The organism is Polyangiaceae bacterium, assembly GCA_020633235.1.
In the GTDB taxonomy this organism is placed as follows: Bacteria; Myxococcota_A; Polyangia; order Polyangiales; family Polyangiaceae; genus JACKEA01.
The window spans coordinates 1,166,525-1,179,900 of sequence record JACKEA010000001.1; the positions used below are offsets into that span (position 1 = coordinate 1,166,525).

Below are 13,376 nucleotides of genomic sequence, written 5' to 3' on the forward strand. Positions count from 1 at the left end.
GATAGCGAAACCGCGTGCATTTCCATACCGCTTCGGCCGTCCCGGAGCGCGCCGGGATCTTTGGCTTTTTTGTCCCGATCCGGGGTCGATTTCTGGGCCCGCCAAGGGCCTCCGTGGCAGGGTCCCGCCATGCCTGCCCGTCGGGTCCTCGCCCAGCGAGCGTTGCCCCTCGCCATCCTGGTGGTGGCGGTGGTGGCGGTGCCGGTGATGATCCTCTCGCCCACCGGCGTCCAGCGGCTCGAATCCCTGCGTCAGGAGCGGGAGCGGGCGGACGACGAGATCAGCCGGCTCAGCAAGGAGATCGAGCAGCTCCGGGCCGAGGTCAAACGCATCAAGCGCGATCCCTCGGCGGTCGAGCGGGTGGCTCGGGACGAGCTGGGTCTGGTGCGTCAGACCGAGGTCGTGTTCCAGTTCCGGCAATAGCAGCGTTGCTCGGCGCTCCGGGCCGGGCGAGGCTAGGGCACCCTTGACCGTCGAGCTCGCCCGTCGGCTCCTGGCTTCCCGATCCATCGTGGCTCGGGAGCTCGAGAGCGCTTTGCTCGAGTCCGTCCGGACTCGGACGGCGTTGGTTCGAGTGTTGATGTCTCGGGGCGCGCGCGTCGCCAAGGCCGTCGAGCGGGAGCTCACTCGCACGTTGGTTCCCTTCGTGGCGCGGCCGGAGGTCGATCGCAACTTGGTGCAGAAGCTACCGCCCGGGTTCGTCGAGCGCATGCTCGCAATCCCGCTGGGGCGGGATCGACGCACCGGGGTGGTGGATGTCGCCTGCGTGGATCCTTCGGATCGCCACCTCGGTCGTGAGCTCGCACATCAGCTCGAATCTCCCGTGCGGCTCTATCGCACGTCTTTGAGCGAGCTGTTGCTCGCTGTGGACCGCTGGCTCGACGAACGAGACGCCACCGTCCCGTCCACGGGACGGACGCCGGCGTTCGGAACCCGCGTGGCGCGGCACCGCTCGGTGCCGCCGGCGCGGCTGTCGCTGCCGCCGCCGGTGGAGCGGGTCGAACCACCGCCGGAAGAAGAGCCGGCTCCGGCGTCGTCGCCGATACCCCTCGTTCGACGACCGCCGGTGGCCGACCGAACGCGCCGCCGCACCAATCCGGGCGTGGGAACCAAGGACCGAGCCGAGCTGCCCTTCGAGCACGACGAGCAGGGCGAGCCGGTGATCGAGCTATTTCGCTCGAAGCCGCCCCCGGCGCCGGCGCCCTCGCAGCCAGTACGGATCGTGGGCGCCCCGGAGGCGACCTTCGAGCAGGCGCTGGAGGCGCTGTCCGCTGCGCCGGGCCCCGAGTCCGTCGCGGAGCTCTTGGCGGAGGGCGCGACCAGCGCGGCCAGTCTCGCCATCGTGCTGGCGGTGCGCCCCGCAGTGTACGAGGGACGTGCCGCCAGTCGTGGCGTGCCCCGCTCCGGAGCGATTCGTTCGTTGCGGGTCCCCGCCGGCCTCGCGTCGGCCTTCGATACCGCAGCCCATTCCGGGCGCTACCTCGGTGCACTGCCGGACGACGCGGTGCATGGCCCGGTGAGATCGCTCTTGGGCAGCGATGAGGTGTACCTGTGTCCTGTCGTCGTCAGCGGGCGCCCGGTGTTGCTCCTGGCCCTCTCCGGCATGCCCACGAGCTTCGAGGCCACGCGTCGCGCCGATGCGCTGGCCGCCGGGGCGGGGGAGCGGCTCGAGGCGATCTTGCGGTCCAAGAAGAAGAACCGCCGAAATAATTGACTAGTCTGGGGAAAAGGAGCTAGTCCGCCATCGACCCCAGGTCGGCCCGGTGGCGACGCGAAAGAGCTCGAAGAAACCCAGCAAGTCCGGCGGATCGCGATCGCGAAAGTCCGCAGGCGGAGGCTCGGGTCGCGGACGCGGTGACGACGCTTCGCTCGATCTATTCGAGCCGAAAGACGACGCGCAGCCGCTCCACGAGATCGCCCAGAGCAAGTACCTGAACTACGCGCTCAGCGTGATCACCAGCCGCGCCCTGCCCGACGTGCGGGACGGCCTCAAGCCGGTGCAGCGCCGCATCCTGTTCACGATGTGGCAGCAGCGGATCACCGCCGACGCCAAGCACCGCAAGTGCGCCAAGGTCGTCGGCGACGTGATGGGCAGCTATCACCCCCACGGCGACAGCGCGATCTACGACGCCCTCGTGCGGCTGGCGCAGCCCTTCAGCCTGAGGGTACCGCTGGTGGACGGCTCCGGGAACTTCGGCTCGCTGGACGGCGACCCCGCCGCCGCCATGCGCTACACCGAGTGCCGTCTGGCTGCCGTGTCCGGCGAAATGCTGGCGGAGCTCGGGCAGAACACCGTCTTTCACCGCCCCAACTACGACGGCACCAAGACCGAGCCGGTGGTGCTGCCGTCCAAGCTCCCCAATCTGCTCATCAATGGTGCCACGGGCATCGCCGTGGGCATGGCGACCAACATCCCGCCGCACAATCCCGAAGAGGTGTGCAGCGCAGCGATCCGCCTGCTCGACGCCTTGGTGGAGAAGAAGACGCTCAGCAACCGGGACCTGTGCCGCACCATCAAGGGCCCGGACTTCCCCACCGGCGGCCAGATCGTGTCCACCGCGGAAGAGATCAAGCAGATCTACGAGACGGGACAGGGCGCCATCAAGCTGCGAGGCACCTGGGAGAAGGGGCCCGGCAGTCGCGCCGCCAAGACCATCGTCATCACCAGCATTCCTTACACCGTCAACAAGGCGCAGCTGGTGGAGCGCATCGCCGAGGTCGTCACCTCGCGCAAGATGCCGCTGCTTTTGGACGTGCGCGACGTGTCCGCGGAGGACGTTCGCATCGAGCTGTCGCTGAAGAAGGACGCCGACGAGCAGAAGGTGCTCGCGTACCTGTTCCGGCAGACGCCCCTGCAGACGAATTTCAACGCGAACCTCACCTGCCTGGTGCCCACGGAGAACCCCGAGGTGGGCCGTCCGGAGCGCCTGGATCTGGCCAGTATCCTTTGGCATTTCCTGCACTTCCGGCTGGAGGTGGTCACCCGCCGGCTGCAGCACGAGCTCGATGCCCTCGAGCGGCGGATGCACATTCTCGACGGCTTCGCGACCGTCTTCGATGCCCTGGACCAGATCTTGAAGATCATCCGCGCATCCGAAGGCAAAGCGGACGCGGCCAAGAAGATCATGGCGAAGTTCAAGCTCGACGCCGAGCAGACCGACGCCATCTTGGAGCTCAAGCTGTACCGTCTGGCTCGCCTCGAGATCCTCGTGATCCAGAAGGAGCTAGCCGAGAAGAAGAAGCGCGCGCGGGAGATCAGGAAGCTCCTGAACGAAGCCGAGTCCTTGGGCCGCTGGGGTATCGTGCGGCAAGAGCTGCAAGAGGTGCTGGCCGCCTACGCCAAGAAGGACAAGCGCCGCACCATCATCGAAGAAGCGGGGGCCGAACCCGAGCTCACCGCGGAGGACTTGATCGTCGCGGAGGACAACCACGTCCTGCTGACGCGAGACGGCTGGGTCAAGCGCCAGAAGGAGATCAAGGATCCGAGCGCCACGCGCTTGCGAGAGGGCGACGCAGTGCTCGCCTGCGAGGCCGGCTCCACGCGGGCCACGATGGTGTTCTTCTCGAACTTCGGCACCGCCTACACCGCTCGCATCGCCGACATCATCGCGACCACCGGCTATGGCGAGCCCATTCAGCGCCTGTTCAAGCTGAAGGACGGCGAGACGATCGTCCGGGCCTTCTCCCTGGACCCCCGCATCGTCGGAGATTTGAGCGAAAAGCCCGGATATTTCCCGGAAACCTACGCGGTTGCGGCCACCAGTGACGGCTACGCCTTGTGCTTCGGCCTGTCACCCTTCCTGGAGCCGAGCACCCGGGCCGGGCGCCGCTTCGCGCGCCCCACCGGCGGCGCCGTGGTGGTGGGCGTGGAGCTCTTGGAAGGCGACGAAACGCTGATCGCCGCGTCTGCGGGTCGCCGAGCGCTGCTGTGCAGCGCGCAGGAGGTGAACTACCTCTCCGGTCCTGGCAAGGGCGTCGTGCTGGTCAAGCTGGCCAAGGACGACCGCCTGATCGGCTTCCGTGCGGCGAAGGGCGATCGCGCCGCCCTCACGGTGCGGACCAGCCTCGGCGGCGAGCAACGCATCAGCTCCGCGAAGTACGAGCTGTCCTCGCGCGGCGGCAAGGGGCGAGAGATCATCAAGCGGGGCGCGCTCATCGAGGTGGTGCCCGAGCCCGTGGCAGCGCCGGCACCGTTCGAGGAGAACCAATGACGAGCTACTCCGCCAAGGACATCACGGTCCTCGAAGGGCTGGACCCGGTTCGCAAACGGCCGGGCATGTACATCGGCGGCGTGGGCAGCGCCGGGCTGCACCACCTGGTTTGGGAGATTGTCGACAACTCCGTGGACGAGGCCATGAACGGCCACGCCAGCGAGGTGAGCGTCACGCTGCACAAGGACGGTCAGTCCGTCACCGTGAGCGACAACGGTCGCGGCATCCCGGTGGACATCCATCCCAAGCACAAAAAGCCAGCGATCGAGATCATCTACAGTACCCTGCACGCCGGCGGAAAATTCGAGCAAGGGCTGTACAAGACCGCGGGCGGCCTGCACGGCGTGGGCGCTTCGGTGGTCAATGCGCTGTCCGCCAAGCTGCTCGCCACGGTCAAGCGCGACGGCTCCGAGTGGTCGATGGAGTTTCGCTCCGGCAAGGTCGTCGGCAAGCTCAAGAAGCTTGGCAAGGCGCGCGGCAGCGGCACCACGGTGTTCTTCCGTCCGGATCCGGAGATCTTCCCAAAGACGGAGTTCTCCGCCGACGTGATCCGCGAGCGGTTGGAAGTCGCCAGCTACATCCACAAGGGGCTCAAGGTCAGCTTCACCGACGAGACCACCGGGGACAAGACCACCTTTCAACATCCGGAAGGGGTGGTGGACTACGTCAAGCGCATCGTGGAGGAGCGCAAGGCGCGACCGGTGCACGAAGCGCCGTTCTCCTTGTTCCGGGAGAACGGCATGCGCGTCGAGGTGGTGTTCTTGTGGACGGAGAGCACCGACGAGCACGTGCGGAGCTACGTGAACGGCATCCCCACTGGATCGGGGGGCACACACGAGAACGGGTTCCGCGCCGGCATGGTCAAGGCCGTTCGCAACTACATCGAGACCCACAACCTCTCTCCCCGCGGCGTGACGCTCACCGCGGAGGACATCCGCGAGGGCTTGGTCGGCGTGCTCAGCGTGTTCCTGGGAGAGCCGCAATTTCAGGGACAAACCAAGGATCGGCTCAACAATCCCGAAGCCCAGGCAGCGGTGGACGGCGCCGTGCGGCCGGTGCTCGAGCAGTGGCTCAATCAGAATCGCACCGCCGCCGAGCAGATCGTTCATCGCATCATTTTGGCGGCCCGCGCCCGCGAGGCGTCGCGCGCCGCGAGCGCTTCCATCACTCGCCGCAGCGCTACCAGCGGGCGCCTCACGCTGCCCGGGAAGCTCAGCGATTGCACCGTGACGGACCGCCGGGACACGGAGCTGTTCATCGTGGAAGGCGACTCCGCCGGTGGCTCCGCCAAGCAGGGCCGCGACCGCTCGCGGCAGGCCGTGCTCCCTCTGCGCGGCAAGGTGCTGAACACCGAGAACGTGACGCTGGCCAAGGTGCTCGAGAACAAGGAGCTCGCGGATCTGGTCACCGCGCTGGGTTGCGGCATCGGTCCGAGCTTCGAGCCCGACAAGCTCCGTTACGACCGCGTCGTGCTGCTCGCCGACGCGGACTCCGACGGCAATCACATCACCACGCTGCTCTTGACCTTCTTCTACCGCCATCTGCCGGAGCTCATCCGCCGCGGTAAGCTGTTCGTGGCGGTGCCGCCGCTCTATCGCATCGATGCCGGCAGCGACACCTTCTGGGCGTCGGACGACGCCGACCGCGATCGCATCTTGAAGAGCAAGGTGAAGGGCAACGCCAAGCCGGAAATCACGCGCTTCAAGGGTCTCGGGGAGATGATGCCCAAGGTGCTGTGGGAGACCACGCTCAACCCCGCCAGCCGCCGTCTGGTGAAGGTCGCCATCGCGGACGCGCTGGAAACCGATCGCATCGTGAGCGATCTGATGGGCCGCGACCCGTCCGCGCGCTTTCACTTCATCATGGATCGCGCGGACGAAGCCGACGAGCTCGACGTCTGAGCCATCGTCTGCCTTTGTTGGTCCGGCGCGAGCCCCGTCGCGTCACGCGCGCCGCATTCGATCGAGCACGGTGAGGATCTCGCGCACGGTGGGGTGATCCCCCGCGGTGCGGCTGATGTAGGCGTACTCCAGCGTTCCGTCCGGCCGCACCACGATGGCGCCGCCCTGCTGCCACGGGTCCCCCTGCACGCGCTGCTGCCGGTGCCCATTCCTGTACGCCCTGAGCGCGTTCGAAAACAGCTCGAAGCGCAGCGAGTTGACGACCCCGCCGCGCATGCCGAGAGCACGATACGTCGCGCGGCTTGGGTCCGTGAACACCTTGCCGTGCATGTTCGTTCGCTCGGCGAAGCCCTGGGCGTGCTCTGGCCGGCCGTTGCCCACGATCACCAGACGCGCGCCCCGCTCCTCGATCTCACTCTCCCGCTCGCGGAGCTCCGTGACCTGTTCGTGGCAGAACAAGCAGCCGAAGTGACGCACGAAGCCGAGCACCGCGGGGCGCTCGCGCCACAAGCTGGCCATCACCACGGGCTTGCCGTTGGGGTCGAGCACTTCGTAGTCGCCGATGGGAGCCTTGGCCATGGCACGAGCGTAGAGCAGCGACCGGTTCGACTCCAGTCGGTCTTCCGCGGCTTTGGAGCGCATCGCCGCGTTGCGCTTCCTCCTCGCTGCGCCCCGGAGCCCAGGCGACGTCCGACGAGAAGTGAGCACTTGGTGACGCGAGGTGGGTGGCGAAACTGGACGGGATCGCGCCGGACCGACAAAAAAGAAGTGGCGGGCTTTGCGCCTCGCAGAGGTCGTCGTAGTCGGTGCGGCCTCATGGCTCGCATTGCCGAACGTTTCGCTCGTGGGGAAAAGACACTCTTGGGAGTCGTGCATTTGTTGGCGCTGCGCGGAAGCCCGCGGTCCGGAAGGCCCGAGCAGGTGCTGTCGGCGGCCCTGTTCGACGCCGAGGCCCTCGTGGCGGGCGGCCTGGACGGCTTCGTCGTGGAGAATTTCGGTGACGCACCGTTCTTCGGCGACCAGGTGCCGCCCAGCACCATTGCGGAGATGACGGCGCTGGTGGAGCGGCTCCGCGGCGCGGTGGGGGCGGACGTGATCGTCGGAGTGAACGTGCTGCGCAACGATGCGCGCGCGGCCTTGGCGATCGCAGCGGCCACGGGGGCGGACTTCATTCGAGTGAACGTGCACAGCGGCGTGATGCACACGGACCAGGGCACGCTCGCGGGACGGGCGGCGGAGACGATGCGAGAACGGCGGCAGCTGGGCGCGGACGTGGACGTGGTGGCCGACGTGGGCGTGAAGCACGCGCTGCCGCCGTCGGGGTTCGAGCTGCGGCAGGCGGCCAAGGACACCGCCTACCGCGGGCTGGCGGACGCGCTGATCGTGACCGGCACGGGAACCGGCAGCGCCGCGGACGAGCGCGATCTCCGGGCCGTGAAGGCGGCGGTGCCGGACCGACCTCTGCTCGTGGGCAGCGGCGTGACGGCGGACAGCGCGGGGGCGGCGGGCGCGCTGTCCGACGGCGTGATCGTCGGCACCTGGGTCAAGCGGGGCGGCAACGTGTCTGCCCCGGTGGACGCCGAGCGCGTGAAGCGTCTGGTGGCGGCGGCCCGCGGTGGCGTCAAAACCGCTGGCTGACGGGCATCCGGCCCAATTTCTCCGCGGCGGTGCTAAGCAAACGGGAGCCATGACCGCCGACAAATCCCCCGCCGACGTCGCCCAGTGGACCGAGATCGCCAAGAAGGAGCTCAAGGGCAAGAGCCCGGCCGACATCACTTGGCACACGCCGGAGGGGATCGACGTCAAGCCGCTCTATACCCGCGCGGACGTCGCGGATCTCGACTTCACGGACACGGTGAGCGGAGCGTTTCCCTTCCTGCGCGGTCCGAAGGCCACCATGTACGCCGGGCGGCCCTGGACGATCCGGCAATACGCGGGCTTTTCCACCGCGGAAGAGTCGAACGCGTTCTACCGCAAGGCGCTCGAAATGGGTCAGAAGGGCCTGAGCGTGGCTTTCGACTTGGCGACCCATCGCGGCTACGACAGCGATCACCCGCGCGTGGTCGGTGACGTGGGCAAGGCCGGCGTGGCCATCGACAGCGTGGAGGACATGAAGATCCTGTTCGACGGGATCCCGCTCGGAGAGATGAGCGTGTCGATGACGATGAACGGCGCCGTGTTGCCGGTGATGGCGATGTTCATCGTGGCTGGAGAGGAACAGGGGATCGAGCAGAAGGCGCTGACGGGCACCATTCAGAACGACATCCTCAAAGAGTTCATGGTGCGCAACACGTACATCTATCCGCCGGCGCCCTCCATGCGCATCGTGTCGGACATCATCGAGCACACCAGTCGGCACATGCCGCGCTTCAACTCGATTTCGATCTCCGGCTACCACATGCAAGAGGCCGGAGCGACCTGCGACCTGGAGCTCGCGTTCACCATTGCGGATGGCCTCGAGTACGTGCGCGCGGCGCTCGGCAAGGGCCTCGCCATCGACGACTTTGCTCCACGGCTGTCGTTCTTCTTCGCCATAGGCATGAACTTCTTCATGGAGGTCGCGAAGCTTCGGGCGGCGCGCCTGTTGTGGGCCACGCTGCTGAAGAAGCATTTCTCGCCGACCAAGGCCGAATCCATGATGCTCCGAACCCATTGCCAGACGAGTGGCGTGTCGCTCACGGAGCAGGATCCCTACAACAACGTGGTGCGCACGGCGGTCGAGGCGATGGCCGCGACGCTAGGCGGAACCCAGAGCCTGCACACCAACTCCTTCGACGAAGCCATCGCCCTGCCCAGCGACTTCGCGGCGCGCATCGCTCGCAACACCCAGCTCATTCTGTCCAACGAGACCGGCATCACTCGCGTGGTGGATCCCTTCGGCGGCTCTTACTTCATGGAGTCCCTGACCCACGCTCTGGCGCAGAAGGCCCTCGGCGTGATCGACGAGGTGGAGGAAATGGGCGGCATGACGCGAGCGGTGGAGGCCGGAATGCCCAAGCTTCGCATCGAGGAAGCGGCGGCGCGGCGGCAAGCACGTGTCGACCGCGGGCTGGACGTGGTGGTGGGCGTTAACAAGTTCCAGCTCGAGAGCGAAGAAGCCGTGGACGTGCGCTACGTGGACAACACCGCGGTGCTGAGCGCGCAGATCGCGAGGCTCACCGAGCTGAAAGCCCGGCGGGACGCGACCAAGGTGGAACAGGCACTGGCGGCGCTCACCCGCTCGGCGGAGAGCGGGCAGGGCAACCTGCTCGAGCTCAGCGTGGCGGCGGCGCGGGCACGGGCCACGGTGGGGGAGATCTCCCTGGCGCTCGAGAAAGTGTTCGGGCGGCATCAGGCGGAGGCGCGTACCATCAGCGGCGTGTTCGGCGGCTACTACGCAGAGGACCCGGAGTGGGCCGCGCTGCGAGAGCGCATCGAGAGCTTCGCCCGAAAGCATGGACGGCGGCCGCGCATCTTGGTGGCCAAGATGGGACAGGACGGACACGACCGCGGCGCCAAGGTGATTGCCACGGCTTTTGCGGACGCGGGCTTCGACGTGGACGTCGGGCCGTTGTTCCAGACGCCGGAGGAGGCCGCGCGAGAGGCGATCGAGAACGACGTTCACGCCATTGGCGTGTCGTCTCAGGCGGCGGGGCACACCACGTTGGTGCCGGCGCTGATCGCCGAGCTCGCGAAACAAGGCGCCAAGGACATCGCCGTGGTGTGCGGTGGGGTGATCCCCCCGGGCGACTACGCGGGCCTCGAGAAGGCTGGGGTCTCGGCCATTTTCGGGCCTGGAACGCTGATCGTGCGCGCTGCGGCCAAGGTGCTGGACGTGATCGGCGGATGAGCGATCTCGACGCTCGCGCTCGCAGCGTAGTGGCCGGAGACCGCCGCGCCCTGGCCAAGGCCATCACCCTGGTGGAGAGCGCTCGGCGCGATCATCAGGAGCAGGCTCAGCGTCTGCTGGAGCTTTTGTTGCCGCACACCGGGGCGGCGGCGCGGGTGGGCATCAGCGGCGTGCCGGGGGTTGGCAAGAGCACGTTCATCGAAGCGTTGGGGCTGTACCTGCTGTCGGCGGGCCACCGCGTCGCGGTGCTGGCGGTCGATCCTTCGAGTGGGATCTCCGGGGGGAGCATCTTGGGGGACAAGACTCGGATGCCGCGACTGGCGTCCGCGGACGGCGCGTTCATTCGACCGAGCCCCGCGGGCGGCTCCCTGGGCGGCGTGGCGCGGCGCACGCGGGAGGTCATGCTCGTGTGCGAGGCGGCGGGCTTCGACGTGGTCCTGGTGGAGACCGTGGGCGTGGGGCAGAGCGAGCACGCGGTGGCCAGCATGGTGGACAGCTTCCTGATGCTGGCGCTCGCCGGGGCCGGGGACGAGCTGCAGGGGATCAAGCGCGGGATCCTGGAGCTCGTGGACGTGGTGTGCGTGAACAAGGCCGATGGCGACAACCGCGAGCGAGCTCGGCGCGCGGCGGCCGAGCTTCGGAGCGCCTTGCGGCTGTTGCGCGGGGGCGCTCGTTGGTCCCCCCCGGTGCTGACGGCCAGTGCGCTCGCGGGGGAGGGGATCGCGGAGGTGTGGCAGGCGCTGGAAGAGCACCGCGAGCAGCTCCCGCTCCATGAAAAGCGCGCACAGCAGCGCCGCGCTTGGCTTTCGAGCCTGGTGCACGACGGGCTCGAGGCCGAGTTCTTCGCGCGCGACGACGTGCAGGCCCTGCGAGCGGAGATCGAGGATCTGGTGCAGCGTCAGGCCATCACGCCGACGGAGGGCGCTCGGCGCCTGCTCGCGCTCGTCAGCACTGACGCGTCATAGGCGTCCGCACGAGCTCGCTCTTCTCGTCGGGCAAGCTGAGCGCCAGACGGAAGCCGATGTACGCGACACGCCAGCGAATGGCTTGGCTGTAGCGCATGCCCGGCCCGGGTCGCGCGCTCGACCAGGTGCCACCGCGCCAGATCATCTGCGTGTCCTCCGTGCCGTCTGCGTCCGGATCCGGAGTGGGGGAGCCATCCGCAGTGGACTCGGTCCAGTCGCCCACGCCGCCGCCCAGATCGCGCACGCCGAAGGGTGACTCGTCCAGTGCGAAGGCACCGACGGGCTCGCGTTGCGCCGGCTCTTCCCGGGAGTCCCGGGTCTTGGCGAAGGCGGGATCGAAGGAGACGGCCATGGGATACGGTCGCCCATCCGCGCCGCGCATGGCTTTCTCCCACTCGAGATCCCTGGGTAGCCGCAGCTCGAAGCCCGTCACCCGGCTCTTCCAGCGGGCGTAGGCAACGGCGTCGAACCAGCGGATGCCGGTGACCGGCAAATCGAGATGGTGTTCTGGCGGCACGCGCCGTCCGCCGGCGCCTTCGAGGACGTGCTCGGCGAGCCTCCAACCCTCTAAGCCACGGAGCACTTCGGGCTCTCCGCGTTCGCTGGGGGTGCGCCGGGCGCGCTCGGCCTGGTCCTCGATGGAATCGAGGAACTGAACGTACTCCGCGATGGTGACCGGGAAGCGCCCGATGGCGAAGCCCGGGAGCTCCTGCTCGGCGAGCCGCCCCGCGCGATCGGCTGCCAGAAACGGGCCTCCAGGGATCACCACGAAGCCGTCCGGTATCGCGGGCGCGTCGGCCAGCACCAGCTCGTGGCGCACGGCGCGTTTCACCAACAACGGGTAGCGCACGCCAGTTTCGGCCACGACGACGTAGGAGCCGGCTTCCAGCAACGTCGGTTCGGGCCCGACGTCGATTGGCGCCTCGGTCGCGAGCAGTGGACCGCGTGGCTCGTAGCGGGCGACGCGAACGCGACCCGAGGCCCGCACGCAGAGCTCACCCCGGTTCGCGAGCTCGAGAACGAGGGCGCCGTCGTCGTAGCTCCGCGCCAGATCGAGGAGCTGCGCCATCTGCTCTTCGTCGCCATCGACCTCTGCGACGCGGAACTGCCGGAAGTAGAGATCCGCGAGGGCTTGCCGCGCGGGCGCGTAGTCGCCAACGTGACTCAGGGCGCGGGTCAGCTCGGTTTCGGCCCGGGCCAGGGCGCGGGCCGCGTTGGACGATAGCGAGCGAGCGCGCGCCGCACGGCTCCAGGCGCCGGCCTTCTCCTCCGCCCCCTTCCACGGGGGCAGCTCCGCCAGCTCCTCGTCCGCGGCTTGCCGCTCTTGTCTCGCTTCGCGATCCAGCGCTTCGAAGTCGGCCAGCGCGGACAGTGCGCGCTCGGTGCAGCTCGCGGCCTCGCGTTCGCTCTCCTGTCGCGCCCGCTCTCCGTCCAGGAACTCGTCCACCGCCGCGGCGATGACGCGCGCACGGCCGGGGCGATAGCGAGCTTCCGGCGACAGGCAGGCGAGCACCAGTGCATCGAAGGCCGTGGGCGCGCCTGCGCCCCGCCGGCTGGGAGGAACTTCCACGTTCTGCCGTCGTCGCGCGAACACCGAGCGCACGTCCTTGCCCGGAAATGGCCGGCTGCCTGCCAAGATCTCGTACAGCATGACACCCAAGGAAAAGACGTCGGCGCGACCGTCGACGTCGTTGCCCAGCGCCTGCTCCGGAGCCATGTAGCAGGGCGTGCCGGCCACTCGCGGGGCTTCCGCGCTGCGGCTCACGCTGCTGCCCTCCAGCACCGTCGCGATACCCCAATCCACGACGTACACCTCGCCGAACTCTCCCAGCACCACGTTCTCGGGCTTCAGGTCGCGATGCACCACGCCGCGGTTGTGGGCGTAGTCCACGGCCAGACAAACCTGGCGGAAGATGGCCAGCGTCTGCGCCAGGGGCAGGCGCGCGTCGCTCGCTTCGAGGGCGTCGCGCAGCGTGCGGCCGTGGACCACGCGCATGGTGTAGTAGGGTCGGCCGTCTCCGTCGGCGTCCAAGTCGTAGAGCGGCACGATGGCAGGGTGCTCGAGCTGCGCGCAGATCTGCGCTTCGGCGATGAGCAAGGCCGCGCGGTGGTCGTCGGCGTCCAAGAGCAGCGCCTTCTTGGCGACGCTGCGGCCCAAGACGCAGTCGAACACCTCGTCGACTTGGCCCATGCCGCCCTCGCCGAGCACGCCAACGCGCCGGTAGCGACGCTTTGGGGTCGAGGGTGTCGATTCGGCGTCGTCGCTGCGTTCGCGGATGCCGCTGACCGTGGGCACCGAGTCGCGCACGTCGATGGTGGGCGCGTCGCGCACGCGCAGCGTGTGCGCGACCTCCGCGGGGGAGTATGCCCGCTTCGGATCCTTGCCCTCTCCCATCGATGCGATGTTAGATCCGAGAGCAAACGGGTGGGCAGAAAGAGGGTGTGGCCGGGTATTGGATCCCGACGTCTC

Annotated in this window: 9 protein-coding genes; 7 read left to right on the forward strand and 2 right to left on the reverse strand. The window is 68.2% G+C overall.

All coding sequences use genetic code 11. The features are described 5' to 3' along the window. Nucleotides 1-129 precede the first annotated feature (129 nt). From H6717_05185 to H6717_05200, 4 genes are read left to right on the forward strand one after another with little or no spacing between them, the layout of a single operon-like run. A complete protein-coding gene (locus tag H6717_05185) occupies nucleotides 130-423 on the forward strand; it encodes a septum formation initiator family protein (GenBank protein MCB9576400.1) in 294 nt (97 codons plus the stop codon). 43 nt (nucleotides 424-466) lie between these two features. Then, complete coding sequence (locus tag H6717_05190) at nucleotides 467-1,714, forward strand: hypothetical protein (GenBank protein ID MCB9576401.1); 1,248 nt, start codon at nucleotides 467-469, stop codon at nucleotides 1,712-1,714. 49 nt (nucleotides 1,715-1,763) lie between these two features. Beyond that, on the forward strand, nucleotides 1,764-4,211 hold the full coding sequence (locus H6717_05195) for a DNA topoisomerase IV subunit A (protein ID MCB9576402.1): 2,448 nt from the start codon (nucleotides 1,764-1,766) through the stop codon (nucleotides 4,209-4,211). Next, nucleotides 4,208-6,112: a type IIA DNA topoisomerase subunit B gene (locus tag H6717_05200; protein ID MCB9576403.1), complete on the forward strand. Its 1,905-nt coding sequence runs from the start codon at nucleotides 4,208-4,210 to the stop codon at nucleotides 6,110-6,112. Before H6717_05195 ends, H6717_05200 begins: the two co-directional genes overlap by 4 nt. 42 nt (nucleotides 6,113-6,154) lie before the next feature. Here H6717_05200 and H6717_05205 read toward each other — a convergent pair whose 3' ends face one another. Then, nucleotides 6,155-6,691: an AhpC/TSA family protein gene (locus H6717_05205; GenBank protein ID MCB9576404.1), complete on the reverse strand. Its 537-nt coding sequence runs from the start codon at nucleotides 6,689-6,691 to the stop codon at nucleotides 6,155-6,157. Between the two features lie 237 nt (nucleotides 6,692-6,928). Here H6717_05205 and H6717_05210 point away from each other — a divergent pair, with 237 nt between their 5' ends. From H6717_05210 to meaB, 3 genes are read left to right on the forward strand one after another with little or no spacing between them, the layout of a single operon-like run. Continuing rightward, the gene (locus tag H6717_05210; GenBank protein ID MCB9576405.1) at nucleotides 6,929-7,750 is read left to right on the forward strand and encodes a BtpA/SgcQ family protein; all 822 of its coding nucleotides are present in this window, start codon (nucleotides 6,929-6,931) and stop codon (nucleotides 7,748-7,750) included. Between the two features lie 49 nt (nucleotides 7,751-7,799). Beyond that, nucleotides 7,800-9,941 (forward strand): methylmalonyl-CoA mutase, encoded by a 2,142-nt coding sequence (gene scpA, locus H6717_05215; protein MCB9576406.1) that lies wholly within the window; start codon nucleotides 7,800-7,802, stop codon nucleotides 9,939-9,941. Beyond that, a complete protein-coding gene (gene meaB, locus H6717_05220) occupies nucleotides 9,938-10,906 on the forward strand; it encodes a methylmalonyl Co-A mutase-associated GTPase MeaB (protein MCB9576407.1) in 969 nt (322 codons plus the stop codon). Before scpA ends, meaB begins: the two co-directional genes overlap by 4 nt. On the opposite strand, the gene H6717_05225 is transcribed toward meaB, so the two are convergent. Then, a complete protein-coding gene (locus H6717_05225) occupies nucleotides 10,887-13,301 on the reverse strand; it encodes an SUMF1/EgtB/PvdO family nonheme iron enzyme (protein ID MCB9576408.1) in 2,415 nt (804 codons plus the stop codon). The genes meaB and H6717_05225 overlap by 20 nt on opposite strands. Between the last annotated feature and the right edge of the window lie 75 nt (nucleotides 13,302-13,376).

Coding starts and splice junctions, on each gene's coding strand:
- meaB (MCB9576407.1), top strand. CDS start 9,938: ATGAGCGATCTCGACGCTCGCGCTCGCAGCGTAGTGGCCGGAGACCGC.
- H6717_05210 (MCB9576405.1), top strand. CDS start 6,929: ATGGCTCGCATTGCCGAACGTTTCGCTCGTGGGGAAAAGACACTCTTG.
- scpA (MCB9576406.1), top strand. CDS start 7,800: ATGACCGCCGACAAATCCCCCGCCGACGTCGCCCAGTGGACCGAGATC.
- H6717_05225 (MCB9576408.1), bottom strand. CDS start 13,301: ATGGGAGAGGGCAAGGATCCGAAGCGGGCATACTCCCCCGCGGAGGTC.
- H6717_05205 (MCB9576404.1), bottom strand. CDS start 6,691: ATGGCCAAGGCTCCCATCGGCGACTACGAAGTGCTCGACCCCAACGGC.
- H6717_05185 (MCB9576400.1), top strand. CDS start 130: ATGCCTGCCCGTCGGGTCCTCGCCCAGCGAGCGTTGCCCCTCGCCATC.
- H6717_05200 (MCB9576403.1), top strand. CDS start 4,208: ATGACGAGCTACTCCGCCAAGGACATCACGGTCCTCGAAGGGCTGGAC.